The 23,000-nt window shown below is 46.9% G+C and carries 14 protein-coding genes, 3 rRNA genes and 2 riboswitches; of the genes, 1 reads left to right on the top strand and 16 read right to left on the bottom strand.

Annotated features, from left to right (window positions below; genetic code table 11):
- Positions 1–3: 3 nt before the first annotated feature.
- The 9 genes from purS to NKT06_RS03645 form a co-directional block, all read right to left on the bottom strand.
- Positions 4–249, bottom strand: a complete 246-nt coding sequence (gene purS / locus NKT06_RS03685) for a phosphoribosylformylglycinamidine synthase subunit PurS (RefSeq protein ID WP_017690695.1) — start codon at positions 247–249, stop codon at positions 4–6.
- Between the two features lie 1,203 nt (positions 250–1,452).
- On the bottom strand, positions 1,453–2,325 hold the full coding sequence (locus NKT06_RS03680; protein ID WP_253430034.1) for a phosphoribosylaminoimidazolesuccinocarboxamide synthase: 873 nt from the start codon (positions 2,323–2,325) through the stop codon (positions 1,453–1,455).
- Positions 2,326–2,560: 235 nt separating this feature from the next.
- Complete coding sequence (gene purB / locus NKT06_RS03675; protein ID WP_253430031.1) at positions 2,561–3,859, bottom strand: adenylosuccinate lyase; 1,299 nt, start codon at positions 3,857–3,859, stop codon at positions 2,561–2,563.
- Positions 3,856–5,058 carry a 5-(carboxyamino)imidazole ribonucleotide synthase gene (gene purK, locus NKT06_RS03670; RefSeq protein WP_253430027.1) on the bottom strand — a complete coding sequence of 401 codons (1,203 nt, stop codon included), beginning with the start codon at positions 5,056–5,058 and terminating at the stop codon, positions 3,856–3,858. Before purK ends, purB begins: the two co-directional genes overlap by 4 nt.
- A complete protein-coding gene (purE, locus tag NKT06_RS03665; RefSeq protein ID WP_253430025.1) occupies positions 5,055–5,540 on the bottom strand; it encodes a 5-(carboxyamino)imidazole ribonucleotide mutase in 486 nt (161 codons plus the stop codon). The genes purK and purE overlap by 4 nt, the downstream gene beginning before the upstream one ends.
- A gap of 193 nt (positions 5,541–5,733) precedes the next feature.
- A riboswitch (purine riboswitch) is annotated at positions 5,734–5,835 on the bottom strand.
- Positions 5,836–6,105: 270 nt separating this feature from the next.
- The gene (locus NKT06_RS03660) at positions 6,106–6,540 is read right to left on the bottom strand and encodes a universal stress protein (protein ID WP_047840488.1); all 435 of its coding nucleotides are present in this window, start codon (positions 6,538–6,540) and stop codon (positions 6,106–6,108) included.
- Between the two features lie 184 nt (positions 6,541–6,724).
- Entirely contained in the window at positions 6,725–6,988 is a 264-nt protein-coding gene (locus NKT06_RS03655; protein ID WP_017690702.1) for a DUF1294 domain-containing protein, read from the bottom strand.
- A 124-nt stretch (positions 6,989–7,112) separates the two neighbouring features.
- Positions 7,113–7,250: a hypothetical protein gene (locus tag NKT06_RS03650; RefSeq protein ID WP_017690703.1), complete on the bottom strand. Its 138-nt coding sequence runs from the start codon at positions 7,248–7,250 to the stop codon at positions 7,113–7,115.
- A gap of 150 nt (positions 7,251–7,400) precedes the next feature.
- Positions 7,401–9,530, bottom strand: a complete 2,130-nt coding sequence (locus tag NKT06_RS03645) for a DNA topoisomerase III (RefSeq protein ID WP_253430023.1) — start codon at positions 9,528–9,530, stop codon at positions 7,401–7,403.
- Between the two features lie 372 nt (positions 9,531–9,902).
- On the opposite strand from NKT06_RS03645, the gene NKT06_RS03640 reads away from it, so the two are divergent.
- Entirely contained in the window at positions 9,903–11,837 is a 1,935-nt protein-coding gene (locus NKT06_RS03640) for an amidase family protein (protein WP_253430020.1), read from the top strand.
- Between the two features lie 210 nt (positions 11,838–12,047).
- Here NKT06_RS03640 and NKT06_RS03635 read toward each other — a convergent pair whose 3' ends face one another.
- From NKT06_RS03635 to NKT06_RS03605, 7 genes are all read right to left on the bottom strand, one after another.
- Complete coding sequence (locus NKT06_RS03635; protein ID WP_253430017.1) at positions 12,048–13,052, bottom strand: ketoacyl-ACP synthase III; 1,005 nt, start codon at positions 13,050–13,052, stop codon at positions 12,048–12,050.
- Positions 13,053–13,365: 313 nt separating this feature from the next.
- On the bottom strand, positions 13,366–14,340 hold the full coding sequence (locus NKT06_RS03630) for a copper amine oxidase N-terminal domain-containing protein (RefSeq protein ID WP_253430014.1): 975 nt from the start codon (positions 14,338–14,340) through the stop codon (positions 13,366–13,368).
- A gap of 204 nt (positions 14,341–14,544) precedes the next feature.
- Positions 14,545–14,661: ribosomal RNA gene (gene rrf / locus NKT06_RS03625) — 5S ribosomal RNA — on the bottom strand.
- A 78-nt stretch (positions 14,662–14,739) separates the two neighbouring features.
- Positions 14,740–17,666: ribosomal RNA gene (locus NKT06_RS03620) — 23S ribosomal RNA — on the bottom strand.
- 341 nt (positions 17,667–18,007) lie between these two features.
- Positions 18,008–19,559 (bottom strand): 16S ribosomal RNA (locus NKT06_RS03615).
- The 16S, 23S and 5S rRNA genes sit together here, the layout of an rRNA operon.
- A gap of 815 nt (positions 19,560–20,374) precedes the next feature.
- Positions 20,375–21,751, bottom strand: coding sequence for an NCS2 family permease (locus tag NKT06_RS03610; protein WP_253430011.1), 1,377 nt, complete (start codon positions 21,749–21,751; stop codon positions 20,375–20,377).
- A 171-nt stretch (positions 21,752–21,922) separates the two neighbouring features.
- A riboswitch (purine riboswitch) is annotated at positions 21,923–22,022 on the bottom strand.
- 404 nt (positions 22,023–22,426) lie between these two features.
- Complete coding sequence (locus NKT06_RS03605) at positions 22,427–22,678, bottom strand: hypothetical protein (protein ID WP_253430007.1); 252 nt, start codon at positions 22,676–22,678, stop codon at positions 22,427–22,429.
- Positions 22,679–23,000 lie beyond the last annotated feature (322 nt).

The following is a 23,000-nucleotide window of genomic DNA, read 5'->3' as shown; positions in this document are numbered from 1 at the left end:
AGATTAACCCTCCAATTCGTAGCGGTAATCTTCAACAACGGTGTTGGCCAGCAGCTTTTCACACATGACTTTCAATCGTTTCTCCGCTTCCGCACGATCTGTTGTATCCAGGTTGAGTTCCATGACTTTACCGATCCGTACACTTTCCACTTCGTTGAATCCCATGGAATGCAGGGCTCCTTGAACAGCTACGCCTTGCGGGTCGAGTACGCTTTGCTTAATAGTGACATATACGGTTGCTTTGATCATGATCCTTATGTTCCTCCTCAGTAATGAACGGGATAAATGCTTTATGCTGTTAAAAAAGTGACTTTGGAGCTTGCTCCGGGGCGGATTGTTCTTTCCGGTCGCTGTTGTCCCCAGGTTTTTGGATTGTTTTGGCCCGCTCTGCGGTCAAAACCCGGGGACAAAGGCGAACGCTATCGCTCCTTTAAGAACAATTCCGCCCCTACGCTAGTCCATGCGATGTTTTTTAAAGGCCTAAACCTTTTACATTGCACGGTGTGTAATGGTCTAGTGCTTGCTCCCAGGCGGATTGTTTTTCCGGTCGCTTGTTGTCCCCAGGTTTTTTTGGATTGTTTTGGCCCGCTCTGCGGTCAAAACCCGGGGACAAAGGCGAACGCTATCGCTCCTTTAAGAACAATTCCGCCCCTCCGCTAGTCCATGCGACGTTTTTAAAGGCCTAAACCTTTTACGTTGCACGGTGTGTAATGGTCGAGTGCTTGCTCCCAGGCGGATTGTTCTTTCCGGTCGCTTGTTGTCCCCAGGTTTTTGGATTGTTTTGGCCCGCTCTGCGGTCAAAACCCGGGGACAAAGGCGAACGCTTCGCTCCTTTAAGAACAATTCCGCCCCTCCGCTAGTCCATGCGACGTTTTTAAAGGCCTAAACCTTTTACGTTGCACGGTGTGTAATGGTCGAGTGCTTGCTCCCAGGCGGATTGTTCTTTCCGGTCGCTTGTTGTCCCCAGGTTTTTTTGGATTGTTTTGGCCCGCTCTGCGGTCAAAACCCGGGGACAAAGGCGAACGCTATCGCTCCTTTAAGAACAATTCCGCCCCTCCGCTAGTCCATGCGACGTTTTTAAAGGCCTAAACCTTTTACGTTGCACGGTGTGTAATGGTCGAGACTGACCATTATGTGGAAACAGTTAATGGTCTTTGAGTAACTTTAGTAATCAGTGAATTTTGTTCTCGTAATCTTTCAGGCTTCCCATACCTGTGGGAAGCCATCGCTCTTCATTGCCTCACCCACCAGTTTGAACACTGGCGGAGGGAAAGATTTGAGCTAGAGAAGCGAAGCGTTCGCCTTTGCAACTGGAATGTTTCCTTTTGAAAAAAGGATTCAATCAAAACATTCCGGGGGCAACAGCGATCGAAAGCCAAACTTTCCCATAGCTCGCTCAAACGTTAGCTTCCTCAAACTTTCCCGTAGCTCGCGCTCAAACGTTACACTTTATTATTTCGTTAAACGGTTATAAATATCGACATATCTTGCGGTTGTTGCCTCAACTACCTCTTGTGGGAGTGGATCGGGTTTACTGTTCTTGTTCCAATCGGTTCCGGCGAGATAGGTGCGCACTGGCTCTTTATCCATGCTGTCGATCTCGATGTCGAGTTCATAATTCTCTTTGGCCCAGAAGCGTGAAGCATCTGGAGTGAAGATTTCGTCAATCAGGATGACCTTGCCATCCACGATGCCGAACTCGAATTTGCAGTCTGCCAGAATGATGCCACGCTGATCACAGTAATCACGAGCGAATTCGTACAAGCGCAAGCTTTTTTCTTGAAGCTCCATTGCAAGTCCGTCTCCCACCAGTTCTTTCATGCGATCCATCGAAATGTCCTCGTCATGCCCTACATCATTTTTGGCTGCCGGGGTGAAAATGGGAACTTCGAGTTTGGCATTCTTGCGCAGTCCTTCAGGCAGTTTAATGCCATTCACTTCACCGCTTGTCTCATATTGTCTCCATCCACCACCAGTGATGTATCCACGCACGACACATTCAATATCAATGCGCTCTGCTTTGCGGGTTACCATGATGCGGTCTTTGAGCAATTCTGGGTCTGTGACGAGATCACCCAGTTGATTCACATCCGTATGAACCACGTGATTCTCCATCATGCTGCCTGTCAGTTCAAACCAGAAACTACTGAGTTTGTTCAGTACGTTTCCTTTCTCGGGAACTGCCGGGTCTAGCACATAATCAAAAGCCGAGATTCGGTCGGTAACCACGATCAGAAAATGTTCACCCAGATCGTACAATTCACGTACTTTTCCTTTATATAACAGAGGTGCTTTAACGAGATCTGCCGCAGTGGACAGTGCCATGGGTTCACCTTCTTTCAGGAGATGTAAGGCTAAGGTCAGAATCCTGATGGTGCAAACTCCACTCCGATGACAGAACAATCTTCCGATCGCTGTTATCCCCAGATTTTTTGATTCCGCTTTTCCAAAGTGAAAATCCGGGGATAAAGGCGACCGCTTCGCTTCTTCAGCTTATTTCTGTCCTCTGCGTTCAAGTGCTGAACCATCATTCTGCGCTATAGCCTATGGGAGTTATATATTAATCGTTCAAACCGAGCTTTTTGAAGATGGTGTCTACGTGCTTCAAGTGCCATGACGGGTTGAATGCATCTGCGATTTCTTCTTCGTTCAGTACTTCCGTGATTTCCGGTGTGGATTTCACGATATCCTGGAACTGACGTTGTTCTTCCCATGCTTGCATCGCACGTGGTTGAACGGTATCGTATGCTTGCTCACGGCTGAAGCCTTTGTCGATCAGTTTCGTCATTACGCGGCCGGAGAATGGCACGCCGAAGGTGCGCTCCATGTTGCGTTTCATGTTCTCAGGGAATACCGTCAGGTTCTTCACGATGTTACCAAAACGATTCAGCATATAGTTCAGCAACATCGTTGCATCCGGCAGAATGATACGTTCTACGGAAGAATGTGAGATGTCGCGCTCATGCCAGAGCGTTACGTTCTCGTATGCTGATACCATATGTCCCCGAATGACGCGGGACAGGCCGGAGATGTTTTCACTACCGATCGGGTTACGCTTGTGCGGCATCGCGGAAGATCCTTTTTGACCTTTAGCAAAAGCTTCTTCCACTTCACGGAATTCACTCTTCTGCAGTGCACGTACCTCTGTAGCGAACTTGTCCAGGGACGTTGCGATCAACGCCAGTGTAGCCATATATTCGGCGTGACGGTCACGTTGCAATGTTTGAGTCGAGATCGGCGCAGGTTTCGTGCCCAGCTTCTCGCAGACAAACTCTTCAACAAACGGATCGATGTTCGCGTATGTTCCTACTGCGCCTGAGATTTTGCCGTATTGTACGTTGTCTGCTGCATGACGGAAACGCTCCAGGTTCCGTTTCATCTCTTCATGCCACAACGCCATTTTCAGTCCAAATGTTGTTGGCTCTGCATGTACCCCGTGCGTACGTCCCATCATTGGTGTGTGCTGATAGGTCAGTGCTTTTTCACGAAGAATTTCAATGAAATTCATGATATCCTTTTCCAGAATCTCATTCGCTTGACGCAGTACATAACCCAGAGCTGTATCCACGACATCTGTCGAAGTCAGTCCGTAGTGCACCCATTTCCGCTCCGCACCCAGACTTTCAGATACCGTACGTGTAAATGCGATAACATCATGACGTGTTTCCTTTTCAATCTCATAGATGCGGTCGATGTCAAAAGATGCGTTCTGACGAAGCAATGCTGCTTCTTCCTTAGGGATTACACCCAGTTCAGCCCACGCCTCACATGCACATATTTCAACTTCCAGCCACGATTGGAATTTGTTCTCTTCCGTCCAAATGGCTCTCATTTCGGGTCTGCTATAACGTTCAATCATGAATTTGTATTCCTCCAGAGGTTAGTTTGTTCAATCCATTGTAATCCTTCTTCAACATCCTGACAGAGCAGATTTACATGCCCCATCTTACGTCCTGTTTTCGCTTCGGTTTTACCATATATGTGAAGCTTGGGAATCACACCGAGTTCTATCGCTTCTGCATCAGGTTGCCCTGTTCTGGCGATAATGCCTTCCAGATGTTCTCCAAGCACATTGACCATAACAACCGGACTCAATAACGAAGTGTCCCCAAGTGGTAATCCGCAGATCGCACGAATATGTTGTTCGAACTGAGAAGTCGCACAAGCTTCCATCGTATAGTGACCGGAATTATGTGGTCTTGGCGCCAGTTCGTTGACGTACAGTCTTCCATCCGCCGCTACAAACAGTTCCACAGCAAGCAACCCAACAGCCTTCATTGATTCTGCTACCGCTGCTGCCAGCTTTTGCGCTTCGATCTGGATGTCTGTAGCAACTCTAGCCGGTACAATTGAAGCATGCAAAATGTTATTTACATGAATGTTCTCCGCTGGCGGGAACGTTTTGATCTCCCCATTGGTACTGCGCGCAACAACGACCGAAATCTCGCATTCAAATTTGATGAATTGTTCCAACACCAGTTCCGCACCTGTAGCTGCAAGCTCTTCGTACGCAACCACAGCCTCATTCGCTTCCCGAATTACACGCTGGCCTTTGCCATCGTAACCTCCAGTCACCGTCTTCAGTACACATGGCACGCCAAGTTCACTTACAGCAGCAAGCATCGTATCCGCACTCGTGATCTCACGATAAGGCGCGACTCTTACTCCAGCAGCTTCAATCGCACGTTTTTCACGCAACCGATGTTGTGTGGTATACAGTAACGCACTTCCTTGCGGAACGTAAGACTCACGTTCGAGTAGCCCAGCGACTTCTGCATCCACATTTTCGAATTCATACGTAATGACATCGCATTGCCGAGCCAGTTCGAGTGCAGCTTTGGCATCGTCATAACCAGCTTCAATCTGACGAGCAACTTGACCACAAGGTGCATCCGCAGCGGGATCAAGAGTAACAAAGCGATACCCCATTGCCGTTCCTGCGAGCGTCATCATACGTCCGAGCTGTCCGCCTCCAAGAATGCCGATGGTTGTTTTCCCGGGCAGCAGGACTTTTTTCAACTCTCCTGCTATACCGGATTGATTCCCTATTCTACTCATAGTTCTTTACTGCTTTCGAGTACTTCTTGTTTGATGCGCTCTCTTCGAGCTTCAGAGCGACGTTGGACATCCGGGTCAAAAGCCCCGATCATCTGAGCTGCCAGCAATCCGGCATTCGTTGCCCCTGCCTTGCCAATCGCTACAGTTGCGACGGGAATACCACCAGGCATCTGAACAATGGACAACAAGGAATCGAGACCGTTCAATGCTTTGGATTGCACAGGAACACCAATGACCGGAAGCATCGTTTTGGAAGCGACCATCCCGGGCAGATGTGCTGCCCCGCCTGCGCCTGCAATGATCACCTTGAATCCTCGATCAATTGCTTGCTCTGCGTATTCGAACATTAAATCCGGTGTACGATGGGCTGAGACTACTTTTTTCTCATAACCGATTTCCAGTTCATCCAGCACCTCGCACGCATGCTTCATCGTTTCCCAATCCGACTTGCTGCCCATAATTACAGCGACTTGCAGTGACATGAATACATCCAACTCCCGTCTGAGCTTTTTTGATTACATCTGATATGAAGGAACGCTTATTACGTGTGAAATGAAAAAATCCGCTACCCGCGAAAACATCACATTTTCTTCGGACACCGGACTCCAAGAAATACGTATCCCTCATTTGGGCATGCCAAAAGGGGGCTTGCTGTCCGCATCTGGTTGCATGCGACTCTCAGCCGTATCTCCTCGTAGTCCGGAAATTTACGGTTCCCGGGTAGATACTTCCGGGCCCTATTCCCGGCGTTATACGAGCAAATATCTATCAAACTATTTTCGTTCATTTTTGTAATCTCTTATTACACATTTCGTTCCTACTCGACCTTATTCTTACCTGATCGACACATCTAACATTCTAACAATCCCCTACAGCTAATGTCAACTTAAAGACGAACATTTAACATATTGACAAATATAATGTTCGGGAATTGCTTCATTAAATTCGGTTAGCTATCCATTTCATCCCATAAAAGAAAGCCGGCTCCTCTTCAATCTCTCGAAGGCAACCGGCTTCCTGCTTTTCAGTGCGTACACACTTCATCCATTATTTTACGATCAGTACTGGAACCTGAGCATGCTGCACCACATTGTGACTGACACTACCCAGGACAAATTCCCGAATACCACCCAGTCCGCGGCTACCAATAATAATGATATCCGAATCATTTTCTTTGGCAAAATCAAGTAATACTTCCGCAGCCGCTCCTTGAATCAGATCCACATTGGCCGTTACACCAGCAGCCTGAATTCGTTCTTTTGCTTCATCTGTCGTTTGCACCGCCAGATTGTAGTAGTCATTATTAAGTGAAGGTGGCAGTGGCGCCAACCCCTCACCGATGAATACGCGCGGGAAATCAAAAGCATGAATGACATCCAGTACTGCATTTGGGGACACTTTGGCTAGCTCAATCGCACGATCAAGTGCTTTATTTGAAGCTTTGGAACCATCATAAGCCACTAATATTTTGGAAAATAACATGTGAATCCCGTCCCTTCCTTTATATGTAGAGCACGCGAAGCAAGCTTCGGTCTGACATCCAATAAACTAACATAAGCATATAACTTCTTAAACGTACCGGAGCCACAATGAACCATTTATACGAATAAATTTACATATAAAACCTTACTGTGACGATGAACGATTACGCATGCGTTTCAAGTGTTCATTGAATAAAATAACCATAGATTACCGCATTCAAGAACAACAACAACGGAATGCCAATGGTGAAGCTGGGATGTTTGGTCTTATGCCTTTTCCGATACATCGCGATCCAGACTCCCAAAGCACCGCCAATAAACGCAAGCAAGAATAACGTCCGTTCGGGTGTACGGTCACGACGCTGTTGTGCACGCCTCTTATCATCCGACATCACCAGATAACCAACTACATTAATAAATAAAAACCACAATATAAGTCCGGTTTGCATATAATTCTAGCGATCCCCCTGTCCCGGGACATCTCCCTGTCTCCATTATAGTCCTCATTAAAGACATGTTCAACGCACCAGGTAGGGAACCGCAATTTTGTGTAAAATGTTACATCGCTCTGACCTAGGACTCCTGTTTTGGAATACCGTTCAGGCTTGGTGCTCTTTTGGCTGCTTTGTCCGGGCGCACAGCGATACTCTCTTCCCGAATACTGTCTTTGTTTTGCTGGTTATGGATTTTCTCTGGTTTGTTATGCGGCATATAGGTATCACCTCCTTGGCTTACGTTGCCTGAAAAAGGAGGATCTTATACGACTTGGCATGAACGAGCAGTGAAAAGTCATAATCAGTCCCTTTGGAGTAAATGAGTACATCATTCGCATGGCTCGTACCGCACGAGGCACGATCTCAACTACTTCCCTTTTTTCTCCATAGCCGCTTTCAGCAGATCGCCCAGATTGGAGCCAATCGACTCTTGCTTCGCATATTGTTTCACCAATTTTTGCTGATCGCGTTTGTTCACATGCTGTTTGTCCTTATCCAACGTTTCTGTAATACCACATGGTAGACATTGTACGTATAACCCCGCCTTGCCTTCTTTGATTTCCATCTTTTTGTGGCACTGTGCACAACGACGGTTGGACAATCTTTTCTCTGCCGAACGACGATATCCACAGTCCTCGGTAGGACATACAAGAAACTTGCCGCGCTTGCCTTTCTTCTCCAACAACCGTGCGTTACAGTCCGGGCAATGGCTATTCGACACATTATGTGGCTTATACTCCGCTTTGCTGCCTTTCACCGTTGACACGAGCTCTTTCGCCATAGAACGGATGCTGTCCAGAAATGGTCCTGGCTGTCCTTGCCCACGAGCGATGCGCTCCAGTTCAGCTTCCCAGCGGGCAGTCAGATCCGGTGTACGCAGCTGCGGAGCAGCCAGTTCAATCAACTGTTTTCCTTTGCCGGTTGGATGCATGCTGTTGCCTTGACGATCTATCGTGTCGGAACTGACCAGCTTCTCAATAATATCCGCCCGGGTAGCCGGAGTGCCGAGTCCATGCTTTTCCATCTGGGAAAGCAAAGCGGCTTCGGTATACCGTTTGGGCGGCATTGTCCGTCCACTTTTAATATGGCAACGCTGAACCGTCACGGACTGTCCTTGCTGCACATCGGGCAAAAGCGCACGCTCATGGTCTGTTGCATCATCAGCACGGTCATCGTCATCATCGCTGTAATCGCCGCCGTAAACTTCACGCCAACCGCTTTCTTTCACCGTTGTACCTTTGACATAGAAGGAATCAATCCCCACTTGAACCGTGATTGCAACCGAATCGTACTTCGCTGCCGGATAGAACAGGCTGATAAAACGACGTACGATCAGATCATACAATTTGCGTTCCTCCGGGTTCAATTGATTCAGAAGTACCGTTTGTTCCGTGGGGATAATGGCATGGTGATCGGTCACTTTGCTGTCATCCACAATACGTCTGGTGATATTCAGATTTTTGCGCAGCAAAGGACGTGCCAGAGACGCATAAGGTCCAATGGCTACACTGTCCAGACGTTCTTTCAATGTAGCTGTCATGTCGGCAGTCAGATATCGGCTGTCCGTACGTGGGTACGTCACGAGTTTGTGCTGTTCATAGAGTCGTTGCAGGACATTTGATGTTTGCTTTGCCGAGAAACCATATTTCCGGTTGGCATCGCGTTGCAGTTCCGTTAGGTCATATGCCAGTGGATGGGGCTCTACTTTCTCGCTTTTCTTCACCTGAGCAATCGTGCCCTTGCGCCCATCTACCCGTTTCTTCAATTCTTGTGTTTCTTGAGGGTCGAAAATTCGTGAATCTCCCCCAGCTGCCCGCCACACAGCCTGAAAACCACCCAAATCTGCCGTTAACGTCTCATACTCCTGCGAGCGGAAACCGTTAATTTCATTTTCTCTATCCATAATCATGCCCAATGTCGGAGTTTGGACCCGTCCAGCAGACAACTGTGCATTGAAACGAACGGTTAGCGCACGGGTCACGTTAAGTCCAATCATCCAGTCGGCTTCGGCCCGGCAACGTGCTGATTCATAGAGACGATCGAACTGACTGCCTGGTTTCAGCGAAGCAAATCCGTCTTTGATCGCCTTATCTGTCTGGGATGAAATCCACAGGCGTTTAAAAGGTTTTTTCCAACCCGCCATCTGCATGATCCAACGGGCCAGCAATTCTCCCTCGCGTGCTGCATCCGTCGCAATGACCAGCTCACCCACATCCTGACGTTTCATCAGCTGCTGTACGGCTTTATATTGATGGTTGGTCTCTTTAAGTACCTTCAGTTTCGTACGCTCTGGCAGAATCGGCAGGTCCTCCAGATTCCATGTTGCATACTTCTTGTCGTAATCCTCCGGTTCAGCTAATCCAACCAGATGCCCCAGCGCCCAGGTAACGATATATTTCGGGCCTTCCATATAACTTTTATGTTTATCACGCGCACCCATAACTCTGGCTATTTCGCGTGCTACAGATGGTTTTTCTGCGAGTACCAATGTCTTCACTTCATATCTCTTCCTCTCTGGTAGAACGTTATGTCTCTTTTATTCCTATCTTTTCATTATATCATTTCACACTGAAGGTATGCTCTGTCATCTCTACTTCCTACTCCACTCGCATCCTGTAACCTCATGTTTAATCAACATATCAATTACATGTTATATTTCTTCACATTAAAGTATGTAATAGTTTTTCTGAGTACATGTAAACAGAAGCATGAATAAGTATTAACACTGTAAAGTATTGATGTATACGTTTTTTTGGATAAATACAAACCTTGTAAGATTACCTGACATGACTATACAATGTGTCAAAAGCATAGAAATAGAATCGCTGTTAACACACATCAATGAGACACAGGAAGGGAGCGTGGATGCATGACTTATCATGGATCTGTATTGAAAAAAAGTGGGGCTTTGTTACTGGCGGGAGCTGTCGTTGCCACAACATGGGGAGGAACAGTGCCTTCGGCATCAGCAGCAACAGCAACGCCTACAAGTAAAACAACAGTAGCAGCTGTATCCAAAGGAAAAGCGCCTGCTACTCCGGCAGCATTTATTCAGGCCATGGAAGAAGCGGCTACACTTGCAGGTGTTCCTTTTACCATGGACAAGCTCTCCGGCACAACCGTGCAACGTAAAGATGCTGCGGTTGCTTTACAACAATGGCTCAAGCTGGATTCGGCTACCGAATCATTCAAGGATGTCCCGGATGAAGCCACTTTCGCAGGTGCTGTTGGTGCATTGAATACCGCAGGACTAATGAAGGGTTATACTGACTCCCTCTTCCTTCCAAACGCTGTACTTACCGAGAATGACCTCTCCATACTGAAAGACCGCATTTATAACTACATAAAACCGTTTGTTCTGGAGGAAGCAACCATCATGGATCTCCAGGCCGCAATGACGCAAGGAAAACTGACATCAAAAGAGTTGGTTCAGAAATATCTGGACCGCATTGAAAAATACGATGATCAAGGTGTAAGCATCAACGCGGTATTAACCCTAAACCCGGATGCGCTCCAAATCGCGGAGCAATTGGATGAAGAACGTGCAGCTCAAGGTGCCCGCGGACCTCTGCATGGCGTTCCGATTCTGGTAAAAGACAATTTCGATACCAATGACATGCCGACAACTGCAGGCTGTATCTGTCTGAAAGATTCCATTCCTGCTCACGATGCTGAACAAGTGAAGAAACTCAAAGCAGCTGGCGCCATTATTTTGGGCAAAACAAACCTGCATGAATTCGCATTTGGCATCACGACATCCAGCTCATTGGGTGGACAAACACTTAATCCTTACGCCCTGGACCACTATCCAGGTGGCTCAAGCGGTGGAACAGGCGCTGCCATTGCATCTAACTTTGCCGCAGCCGGCATGGGTACAGACACTGGCGGTTCAATCCGAATCCCTTCCAGCTTCAACAGCCTTGTGGGTATCCGCCCAACCATCGGACTATCCAGCCGTGAAGGCATTATTCCATTGGCTTTGACACAGGATGTCGGTGGACCAATGGCTCGTACCGTAAGTGATGCCGCAATCATGCTGGATGCTACAGCCGGCTATGACAAAAAAGATGTCGCTACAGCTTACGCGGTTGGGAAAATCCCTTCCAGCTACACTGATTTCTTGGATGTAAACGGGTTGAAAGGTGCACGCATCGGTGTGGCAACAGAACTCATCCCAAGTACCAAAGCTGAAGAAAAAGCCGTTGCTGACGTAATTAACACAGCTGTGGAAGAATTGAAGTCACTTGGCGCTACCGCAGTTCCAATTTCTATCCCGAACTTGGCCGAGATCAACAAATACCCAAGCCTTAGTGGATATGAATTCAAGTTCCAGCTGAATGACTATCTGGAATCATTGGGTGCAGATGCTCCATATCACAGTCTGTCCGAGATCATCGCTTCCGGAGAGTTTGATAAGTCCCAAGAACAATCCATGAAGACTCGGGATGCACGCCAAACCCTGGAGACTACCGAATATAAGGACATCGTCCTGAAACGTACCCAAGTTACACGTGAGTCCCTGCTGAAAGTTATGGCGGACAATAACCTGGATGCCATCATCTATCCTACGTCCACACAAGCCGCTGGTGTTATTGGCGAAGGACAAAACTCCGGTGGTAACAACCGTTTGAGTCCATTCTCCGGCTTCCCGGCGATCACGGTTCCTGCTGGTTTCACAACCGATGGTTTGCCTGTAGGTATGGAGTTCCTGGGTCGTGCTTTTGATGAAGGAACCTTGATCAAGCTGGCTTACAGCTACGAACAAGGTACACATCACCGCCAAGCGCCTAAGCTTACGCCGTAAAATATTTATGGGATTAAGTAATCCCGGTTAGCACAAAGTAACATGTAACATGTAACATGTAACATAACTTCACTCATATCATTTTATTTAAAAGATTTAACCTACTAAGAGACCACCCTCTTCATGATGCATGAAGTCTGGGTGGCCTCTTTTATTTCCTCTTTTATTTCCTCTATTATTTCGGTGTTGCATACAGTCGTATGTCATCCATTACTGAACTTTGTCCGGCACGCCCCACTTCAGCACCAGACCTGCGTAAGTCAGACCACCGCCAAAACCAAAGAGAGCTACAGTCTGTCCTTCTTTCAATTTCCCTTCATCCACTGCAAGCTGTAAAGCAAGCGGAATGGAGGCAGCAGATGTGTTTCCACGATACTCGACGCTGGTTAAAGTACGTTCCAAAGGGACCGGGCCACGTTCGCAAACAGCCTCAATCATTCTCATGTTGGCACTATGCGGGACAAACCAGTCAATCTGCTCAGGGCTTAATTCAGCTTTTGTTATCAGCTTACCCAATTGCTCTGGGATCGTCCGTACAGCCCACTTATATACCTCTCGTCCATTCTGAACCAAACAACCTCCGCCCTGTAAAGGCACTCCATCCATCTCTGAAGACAGACCACTCTTATAAAGATGGATACCACCTTCTCCATGCGTACCGGATATCGCTGCCATAAAGTTACCTTCCTCATGCACAGATCTCTCCACCAAGAAGGCTCCAGCTCCGTCCCCAAACAGTACACAAGTCGTGCGGTCTGTATAATCCGTAATTTTGGATAACGTCTCTGCTCCAATAACTAGCACTTTGCGGTACATTCCACTGGTCACCAGACTGTCAGCAAGCTGTAGCCCGTAGGAAAAACCAGCGCATGCCGCATTTAGATCAAGTACACCCGTGTGTGGGATCTTAAGATTAGCCTGTACTCTGGATGCGGTACTTGGAAACGCATATTCAGGTGTGCTGGTAGCCACAAGAATCATATCCACATCTTCTACACTTACTTCATAACGAGCTATCATATCTTCTACAGCCTTCGTAGCTAGGTCAGATACAAATTGATCCTCAGCTGCAATTCGCCGTTCTCTCATGCCTGTACGTTGAACAATCCATTCGTCACTTGTCTCGACCAATTTCTCCAGATCAGCATTCGTTAATATCCGATCCGGTACATAAGCACCCATTGCCGTGATCGTTGCCTTTGATTGATGATTCATATCGGCATTCACCTCATTTGGTTTTTCACTATTATAGCACTAAGTCTTAGTACTTGGTACTAATTTAAAAATATTTATTATCAATTACCCTTAATCACGAGAGCTGTGACATCGAGTTCTGATGAGAAGACACTCGGTATCTGGTAGTGAACGTGAAAAATCTCTAAATTAAATCATTTCTTCTATTTTATTAAAAAAAAGAATCCTTACTAAGTAAGGATTCTTTTAGCCATTTTTTTGTCGACAAGCTTTCCCATTACACACTTTACTCCTCAAAAGTGAACCTGCTAAGAAATTTTGAACCTTTTTTATTTTATGGAATGGTGATTACACTAATGGTTGAGGGATAAGCACTAAAGGTATCAAATATTAAGGTAACTTTATTGGATTTATAATCAAACAAACAGGAGGTTATTACATAAGTTACAACATACTTTCCACCTATGTATTTCACATAACTGGGTTCATGCATATTATCATTGCCATCACCTGAAGGATCGCTATCATAAACGCCTCTAAAAGCCTGGTGAATATGAATATTGGTAAACTCATACTTCTCATGCAAATAATCCGAAATAGGTACCGTCATATAGATCGAAGCTTGTTGGTCATTAAACTCTGCATCATAAATATGATCGATAGTTTCAATATCATACAGCATCGTGATCTCTAGATTATTATCATATGAAATCTCCACGAGGTATTCATTCTCATATACAATTCCATCGTAAACTAGTTGACTCTTATTTTTAGCTAAATCATTTAAAATAGCATCCGCAATTGCTTTCCTAGCAGAGCTAGTATTTATAGAAGGTGTTTTTGTTTCTAAAGTTTGATCAGGTGTAGCATTAGAATTGGATGTTGCTATGTATATTGTATTCTTTTTAATAGTAATATTTGCACCAGTCGCTTCACTTACTAGACGCAACGGCACAAACATTTTCCCTTTCACAAGTCGTGGCGCAACCTGCAAGGTAATCAAACTACCATTGACGATCGCTTGCTTTTTCCCTAAGGTAAGCTCAATTGTTAAGCCTTCTTTCATTGCTGTGACGGTTTTAGTAGCATTATTCCACTGATAAAGCAAATCTAGCTTTTGAAAAATCGGAGTAAACTGTACTAACGTTGTACCCGCCGTTTGTATAGGGTCAACCTCAAATTTTACTTTTTCACCATTTACTAAAATTGGTATCGCTGTTGCCGCTTCAGCCTTCTCTTGTACACCAGGTAAGCCAAGCATAGTAATTATTAGCACGAATGTGAAACAATATATCACTAACTTTCTCATTCCTCAGTCCCCTTGTTATCATGTTTAGGTAGATAATAGCTACCTTTAGCTTATATCGGTATTATTAATGGAATAATTAACAATCCATACTCAATTATACAAAAAAGAAAAAGGTTATTTATAACTCACACAAGTATTATAGTTGAACGATCAAAACACAAATAAAAAAGACACACTCGATAAGATCAAGTGTGTCCTTCGATTGCTTGGCGGCGTCCTACTCTCCCAGGACCCTGCGGTCCAAGTACCATCGGCGCTAGAGGGCTTAACGGTCGTGTTCGGGATGGGTACGTGTGGAACCCCTCCGCCATCGCCACCAAACGCATAGCTCAGCTTACATTCAGAGATCGTTCTCTGAAAACTAGATTCGAAACGAAAGATGCGAATTATCACTTGCTATTGGATAAGCCCTCGACTGATTAGTACTGGTCAGCTCCATGCATTGCTGCACTTCCACCCCCAGCCTATCTACCTCGTCGTCTTCAAGGGGTCTTACATACTGGGAAATCTCATCTTGAGGGGGGCTTCACGCTTAGATGCTTTCAGCGTTTATCCCGTCCGTACATAGCTACCCAGCGGTGCTCCTGGCGGAACAACTGGTACACCAGCGGTACGTCCATCCCGGTCCTCTCGTACTAAGGACAGCTCCTCTCAAATTTCCTACGCCCACGACAGATAGGGACCGAACTGTCTCACGACGTTCTGAACCCAGCTCGCGTACCGCTTTAATGGGCGAACAGCCCAACCCTTGGGACCTACTTCAGCCCCAGGATGCGATGAGCCGACATCGAGGTGCCAAACCTCCCCGTCGATGTGGACTCTTGGGGGAGATAAGCCTGTTATCCCCAGGGTAGCTTTTATCCGTTGAGCGATGGCCCTTCCATGCGGTACCACCGGATCACTAAGCCCGACTTTCGTCCCTGCTCGACTTGTAGGTCTCGCAGTCAAGCTCCCTTATGCCTTTGCACTCTTCGAATGATTTCCAACCATTCTGAGGGAACCTTTGGGCGCCTCCGTTACTCTTTAGGAGGCGACCGCCCCAGTCAAACTGCCCACCTGACACTGTCCCCGCACCGGATTACGGTACCAGGTTAGAACCTAGATACGATCAGGGTGGTATCCCAACGTTGCCTCCACAGAAGCTTGCGCTCCTGCTTCAAAGGCTCCCACCTATCCTGTACAGATCGTACCCAAATTCAATATCAAGCTGCAGTAAAGCTCCATGGGGTCTTTCCGTCTTGTCGCGGGTAACCTGCATCTTCACAGGTATTAAAATTTCACCGGATCTCTCGTTGAGACAGCGCCCAAGTCGTTACGCCATTCGTGCGGGTCAGAATTTACCTGACAAGGAATTTCGCTACCTTAGGACCGTTATAGTTACGGCCGCCGTTTACTGGGGCTTCGGTTCACAGCTTCGGATTGCTCCTAACCACTCCCCTTAACCTTCCAGCACCGGGCAGGCGTCAGCCCGTATACTTCGCCTTACGGCTTCGCACAGACCTGTGTTTTTGCTAAACAGTCGCTTGGGCCTTTTCACTGCGGCCCCCTCGTGCTATTCACACTACCGGGGCACCCCTTCTCCCGAAGTTACGGGGTCATTTTGCCGAGTTCCTTAACGAGAGTTCTTCCGCGCGCCTTAGAATACTCTTCTCGCCTACCTGTGTCGGTTTGCGGTACGGGCACCTTCACCTGGCTAGAGGCTTTTCTTGGCAGTGTGAGATCATGACCTTCGCTACTATAATTTTCGCTCCCCATCACAGCTCAGCCTTAATGATGTGCGGATTTGCCTACACATCAGCCTCACTGCTTAGACGGACATCCATCAGTCCGCGTCACTACCCTACTGCGTCCCCCCATTGCTCATAACGGCTTACGGTGGTACAGGAATTTCGACCTGTTGTCCTTCGACTACGCCTTTCGGCCTCGCCTTAGGTCCCGACTTACCCTGAGCGGACGAGCCTTCCTCAGGAACCCTTAGGCTTTCGGCGGATCAGATTCTCACTGATCTTTTCGTTACTCATACCGGCATTCTCACTTGTATAATGTCCAGCGCTCCTTACGGTACACCTTCAACCCTTATACAACGCTCCCCTACCCCTGATGCAAAGCATCAAGCCATAGCTTCGGTGGTGTGTTTAGCCCCGTTACATTTTCGGCGCAGAGTCACTCGACCAGTGAGCTATTACGCACTCTTTCAATGGTGGCTGCTTCTAAGCCAACATCCTGGTTGTCTGTGCAACTCCACATCCTTTCCCACTTAACACACACTTGGGGACCTTAGCTGATGGTCTGGGCTGTTTCCCTTTTGACAATGGATCTTAGCACTCACTGTCTGACTCCCGGAAGTAAGTCTATGGCATTCGGAGTTTGACTGAGCTTGGTAACCCTTGCGGGCCCCGCACCCAATCAGTGCTCTACCTCCACGACTCTGTTTTCCGAGGCTAGCCCTAAAGCTATTTCGGGGAGAACCAGCTATCTCCGAGTTCGATTGGAATTTCTCCGCTACCCCCACCTCATCCCCGCACTTTTCAACGTGCGTGGGTTCGGGCCTCCAGTGCGTGTTACCGCACCTTCACCCTGGACAGGGGTAGATCACCCGGTTTCGGGTCTACGTCCACGTACTACATCGCCCTATTCAGACTCGCTTTCGCTGCGGCTCCGGCTCTTCACCTTAACCTTGCACGGGAACGTAACTCGCCGGTTCATTCTACAAAAGGCACGCCATCACCCCTAAAACGGGCTCTGACTTTTTGTAAGCACACGGTTTCAGGTTCTATTTCACTCCCCTTCCGGGGTGCTTTTCACCTTTCCCTCACGGTACTGCTTCACTATCGGTCGCTAGGAAGTATTTAGCCTTGGCAGATGGTCCTGCCGGATTCATACGGGGTTTCACGTGCCCCGCACTACTCGGGATCCGTCTCGGAGGGAACAGACTTTCAACTACAGGGCTTTTACCTTCTTTGGCGGGCCTTTCCAGACCTCTTCGCTTAACCGGTTCCTTTGTAACTCCATGTGAGACGTCCCACAACCCCAAAGAGCAAGCTCTCTGGTTTGGGCTTCTCCGCGTTCGCTCGCCGCTACTGACGGAATCACTATTGTTTTCTCTTCCTCAGGGTACTTAGATGTTTCAGTTCCCCTGGTATGCCTCTACATAACCTATGTATTCAGTTATGAGTAACTGGAAATTACCCCAGCTGGGTTTCCCCATTCGGACACCCCCGGATCAAAGCTTGCTTACAGCTCCCCGAGGCAGTTTCGTTGTTCGCCACGTCCTTCATCGGCTCCTAGCGCCTAGGCATCCTCCGTGTGCTCTTAGTAGCTTAACCTCGTGCTCCGGTATTGGCTGCTCGCTTCCCTTGTTTTGCTTGCGCAAAGCCAAAAGTCGTTCCCACCCAAAACCATCGTACGTGCAATCTACCGTTTTTATTGAAACTTGTTATACACAAGTTCAGCTAAAAAGGAATGTTCTAATTCGCATTTACTTTCGTTTCGATATCTAGTTTTCAAAGAACAAGCTCCATGCAAAAGCAAGCTGTTTGAGAGTTTGAGCTCTCAAAACTGAGCAACGAGTGAGTTAAAAGCTTTACGAAGTAAAGCTCGCTTCGGAAGCATGCTTCCTGAAGACTTGTATTTGAATGTTTCCGTTACAGGAAACGATTCTCCATAGAAAGGAGGTGATCCAGCCGCACCTTCCGATACGGCTACCTTGTTACGACTTCACCCCAATCATCTATCCCACCTTCGGCGGCTGGCTCCTTGCGGTTACCCCACCGACTTCGGGTGTTATAAACTCTCGTGGTGTGACGGGCGGTGTGTACAAGACCCGGGAACGTATTCACCGCGGCATGCTGATCCGCGATTACTAGCAATTCCGACTTCATGCAGGCGAGTTGCAGCCTGCAATCCGAACTGAGACCGGCTTTTTAGGATTCGTTCCACCTCGCGGCTTCACAGCCCGTTGTACCGGCCATTGTAGTACGTGTGTAGCCCAGGTCATAAGGGGCATGATGATTTGACGTCATCCCCACCTTCCTCCGGTTTGTCACCGGCAGTCACCTTAGAGTGCCCATCCGAAATGCTGGCAACTAAGATCAAGGGTTGCGCTCGTTGCGGGACTTAACCCAACATCTCACGACACGAGCTGACGACAACCATGCACCACCTGTCTCCTCTGTCCCGAAGGAAAGGTACATCTCTGTACCGGTCAGAGGGATGTCAAGACCTGGTAAGGTTCTTCGCGTTGCTTCGAATTAAACCACATACTCCACTGCTTGTGCGGGTCCCCGTCAATTCCTTTGAGTTTCAGTCTTGCGACCGTACTCCCCAGGCGGAGTGCTTAATGTGTTAACTTCGGCACCAAGGGTATCGAAACCCCTAACACCTAGCACTCATCGTTTACGGCGTGGACTACCAGGGTATCTAATCCTGTTTGCTCCCCACGCTTTCGCGCCTCAGCGTCAGTTACAGCCCAGAGAGTCGCCTTCGCCACTGGTGTTCCTCCACATATCTACGCATTTCACCGCTACACGTGGAATTCCACTCTCCTCTTCTGCACTCAAGTCACCCAGTTTCCAGTGCGATCCGGGGTTGAGCCCCGGGATTAAACACCAGACTTAAATGACCGCCTGCGCGCGCTTTACGCCCAATAATTCCGGACAACGCTTGCCCCCTACGTATTACCGCGGCTGCTGGCACGTAGTTAGCCGGGGCTTTCTTCTCAGGTACCGTCACCTTGAGAGCAGTTACTCTCCCAAGCGTTCTTCCCTGGCAACAGAGCTTTACGATCCGAAAACCTTCATCACTCACGCGGCATTGCTCCGTCAGGCTTTCGCCCATTGCGGAAGATTCCCTACTGCTGCCTCCCGTAGGAGTCTGGGCCGTGTCTCAGTCCCAGTGTGGCCGATCACCCTCTCAGGTCGGCTACGCATCGTCGCCTTGGTGAGCCGTTACCCCACCAACTAGCTAATGCGCCGCAGGCCCATCCCCAAGTGACAGATTGCTCCGTCTTTCCAGTTCTCTTCAGGCGAAGAAAACAATTATTCGGTATTAGCTACCGTTTCCGGTAGTTGTCCCAAACTTGAGGGCAGGTTGCCTACGTGTTACTCACCCGTCCGCCGCTAAGTATCAAGGAAGCAAGCTTCCTATCAACTCCGCTCGACTTGCATGTATTAGGCATGCCGCCAGCGTTCGTCCTGAGCCAGGATCAAACTCTCCAATAAAGTATTGAAAAGAGCGATAAGCTCATTTTGAATCTGACGAGATTAAAATCTCATTTGTGCTCCAGTCGATCCAAGCCAAGGCTTATTTCGAACTTTCGCGTTCATTCTGCAAGCAGAATGTTTACTCACTCGTTGTTCAGTTTTCAAAGATCAAACTTGTTTCGTTACCGAATGTCGTTCTCTTCAGCAACTCTTATATAATATCATTTCCGAACCAACTTTGCAAGCTCTTTTTTTTAAGTTTCTTTCGAAGCTTATTTCATTCGCTTGCCGCACCGTATATCTCGTGTTTTTTTGGCCGGAAATAGAATATACCATGTACAGTTATCGAATGCAAGTCTTTTTTCGAGAAAGATTAGTTTCTTTAAATATATTATCCCATAGTCCTTTAACAAGCATTTCCTTATTGTCGGACGTATGATACATATGCAAAAAACTCCCCGTATGATTACCAATCCTATTATAGAGAAAACTCCTTTTGTGTACATGCTACAATAACTGTGCTAATTACATTCAGATCACGAAAAGCTCACTTCACTATAATCCCTCATTGTAAAAGAAAGAATAGTATGGAATCTTCATATTATAGAAGCATACTAACTGTATGATCGCTTTGGATAAATAACCAACAGATCATAGAACATTATATTCATTCCTTCTATATAGAAGGAAAACAATTTTGTAATTCATTTTACTCAAGAATAGAAAACAAAAAAAAGCGAAAGCTCCGGGTATAGATCCCGTGGCTTCCGCTTCTTTCATATATAAGGCTACATCCTTAATACAGTATTCTTTTCATCACAACTATTGTAGGTTTACTCCCCGCCAATAAATACGTACCGGCAGACTACAATGATTGCCAAGATCCACATGAGCCAGTGAATTTTCACTTTACGTTCTGTAACCAAGTTGCTGAACACCGCCAGAATGACATAAGATACGATACCTGCGGAGATCCCGTTCGCGATTCCGCCTGTGAAAGGCATCAATACAATCGTAAGGAAAGCAGGGAAAGCTTGCAGGAAATCATCCCACTCGATGCTACGTACTTGACTCATCATAAGCACACCCACGATGATCAATGCCGGAGCTGTCGCAGCGGATGGAACGACCAGCGCAAGAGGAGCAATAAACAGAGCCAAGATGAACAACAAACCTGTCGTTACCGAAGTCAGTCCTGTACGTCCACCCGCCTCAACGCCTGAAGCACTTTCAACGTATGCCGTAATGGTACTTGTACCCAGTGCAGCACCTGCGCTGACACCAACTGCATCAACGAGCATCGCTTTACCGATCGTTTTCTCGCCTTTTTTCTTATCCTTCATAATCCCCATACGTGTTGCCGTACCTACCATGGTACCGAACGTGTCGAACAATTCAACGAAGGTAAAGATAAAGATGATCTCGAACAATCCGAGACTGATGGCACCTTTCAAATCCAGCTGTCCAACCGCCAGATCACTGAAATTAGGCAACCAGCTTGCGCCTGAAAGACCACTCAAATTCGTAACTCCCATTGGAATACCAATCAGCGTTGTTACTACGATCCCGATCAGCAGAGCGCCTTTGACGCGCATCACCATCAGTATAGCAATAAGGAGCAAACCAATCAGAGCCAGCAATGCATCATGATGTGTTACAAAGTTGCCCAATGACAGGTTAAAACTGCTACCCGGAATCGGCTGACTCAGATCTGCGTCTGGTGCAACGTTAACAGTTACCGCCACGAGATTAGCAAGTTTGAAACCGATAATAGTAATAAAGAGACCGATACCCACCGTAATGGCCATTTTGATCGACTGCGGAACTGCAACAAGCAGCATTTGCCGAATCTTTGTCACGGTTAAAATAATGAACACGATACCGGAAAGGAATACCGCTCCGAGAGCAGCCTGCCAAGTAATCGCTCCATTCGAACTTAGAACGACAGTCATGAAGTACGCATTCAATCCCATACCTGGTGCGAGCGCAATCGGAATATTCACGAACAATCCCATAATAATCGTCATTAATCCGGCACCGACGGCTGTTGCAAAGAATACTGCATTATCCGACATCCCCGCCCCGGCTTGACCCAAGAACAACGTATTCACAAAAAGAATGTAAGCCATTGTCATAAAGGTAGTAAGACCCGCAACAATCTCCGTTCTAACATTTGTTCCGTTTTCTTTTAATTTAAAAAAACGATCCATAATTAACTAACTCCCCCTTAGAGATGTTGAAGCCATATTGAAAAACGACAAATGACCCTGATGAAGATTCTTCACCCAGGGTTCAGCTGACAAGGAGTGGGGCGATGCCTCTGCTAAGAACAAAAAAAATTCTAATGTGCGTGATGTCCCGCAATCATGTAGAATTCCTGTGCTCAGCCTTCTCCTCTTCGTAGCCAGATCATTAGGGTGATCTCGTAGAGACTCCCGGGCCAATTCCCGAGATTATACGAATTAGTATGCGCTATTTGTTTGTTTCCCATCACTATTTTAGGAGGGCAGTATGTTTTTGTCAATGATAAAAACGAATGTTAATATCGATATCCTATAATATCGTTCGTATTATTTAACAGATTGAACCAGTTCAGCGGTTTACAACCCAATTGTATGCGTTTTTTTCGGCGAAATTGCAATGGAATATGTTCATTCTGTCAGACTGAAAGTTCAGCAGTTTAATATAAAAAAGCTATCCTGATCAAAGGGCGAAAAACGCTCTTTGATCAGGATAGCTTATGTTTCTGATGCGTTTTGGCAATCAGGTGAATGATGAATCAGGAAAACGATATCTCGTATTCCGAAGGCGTATACTCATTAGGTATATGGAGCAATTGGCGACATGTTCCGGAGCTATTTTTTACCGGATCAGTCCTATGTTAGTTAAATCTCTGTCTGTGGAGCATCCTGTCCCTCATGTTGTTCCTGATTCGTGTTCGTTGTTAAGTCAGAGGATAACTCCTGGTTTCTGTTCTGATCGGAAGAAGCATCCGCTGCCTCTAAGTTCACAAATGGAAAGTCCCCTGAACCGGAAGCCAGGTCTTGCATACCTGAGCCGCATCCTGCCAGCATCACCATCAGAAACGCACTTCCAATGCCCATCTTCCATTTGCTCATATAGTCGGTTTTACGCATACATTCATTCTCCTTTCAGTAGCCATATAGCTCTTAGTATGTACTAATTGTACAGGCTAGACCTGAAAGAATCATGAATTGAACTTTAAAATGGGATTAATTTTGAGAGTTTATCACTTGTAAAAAAAGTACCCAATAAATTTAATCACAATATTCTTCATAATAAAAAAAACGCCCTTTTATTTGCGAAATACCGCAGATAAAAGAGCATTTTTTATAATCTATCGTTAAGAGTCTATACCCTACCCCACTCAATCGTTGCAGGTGGTTTGGAAGTTACGTCACGAATATCTGCGGTGTGGATTACATCCGAGTACCTTCC

Source organism: Paenibacillus sp. 1781tsa1, from assembly GCF_024159265.1.
Lineage (GTDB): Bacteria > Bacillota > Bacilli > Paenibacillales > Paenibacillaceae > Paenibacillus.
Note: the sequence above shows the minus strand (reverse complement) of the source record. Positions and strands in the feature narration are given on the sequence as shown.

Coding starts and splice junctions, on each gene's coding strand:
- NKT06_RS03610 (WP_253430011.1), bottom strand. CDS start 21,751: ATGGATCGTTTTTTTAAATTAAAAGAAAACGGAACAAATGTTAGAACG.
- NKT06_RS03650 (WP_017690703.1), bottom strand. CDS start 7,250: ATGCCGCATAACAAACCAGAGAAAATCCATAACCAGCAAAACAAAGAC.
- NKT06_RS03605 (WP_253430007.1), bottom strand. CDS start 22,678: ATGCGTAAAACCGACTATATGAGCAAATGGAAGATGGGCATTGGAAGT.
- purB (WP_253430031.1), bottom strand. CDS start 3,859: ATGATTGAACGTTATAGCAGACCCGAAATGAGAGCCATTTGGACGGAA.
- NKT06_RS03655 (WP_017690702.1), bottom strand. CDS start 6,988: ATGCAAACCGGACTTATATTGTGGTTTTTATTTATTAATGTAGTTGGT.
- NKT06_RS03680 (WP_253430034.1), bottom strand. CDS start 2,325: ATGGCACTGTCCACTGCGGCAGATCTCGTTAAAGCACCTCTGTTATAT.
- NKT06_RS03635 (WP_253430017.1), bottom strand. CDS start 13,052: ATGAATCATCAATCAAAGGCAACGATCACGGCAATGGGTGCTTATGTA.
- NKT06_RS03640 (WP_253430020.1), top strand. CDS start 9,903: ATGACTTATCATGGATCTGTATTGAAAAAAAGTGGGGCTTTGTTACTG.
- purS (WP_017690695.1), bottom strand. CDS start 249: ATGATCAAAGCAACCGTATATGTCACTATTAAGCAAAGCGTACTCGAC.
- NKT06_RS03630 (WP_253430014.1), bottom strand. CDS start 14,340: ATGAGAAAGTTAGTGATATATTGTTTCACATTCGTGCTAATAATTACT.
- purK (WP_253430027.1), bottom strand. CDS start 5,058: ATGAGTAGAATAGGGAATCAATCCGGTATAGCAGGAGAGTTGAAAAAA.
- NKT06_RS03660 (WP_047840488.1), bottom strand. CDS start 6,540: ATGTTATTTTCCAAAATATTAGTGGCTTATGATGGTTCCAAAGCTTCA.
- purE (WP_253430025.1), bottom strand. CDS start 5,540: ATGTCACTGCAAGTCGCTGTAATTATGGGCAGCAAGTCGGATTGGGAA.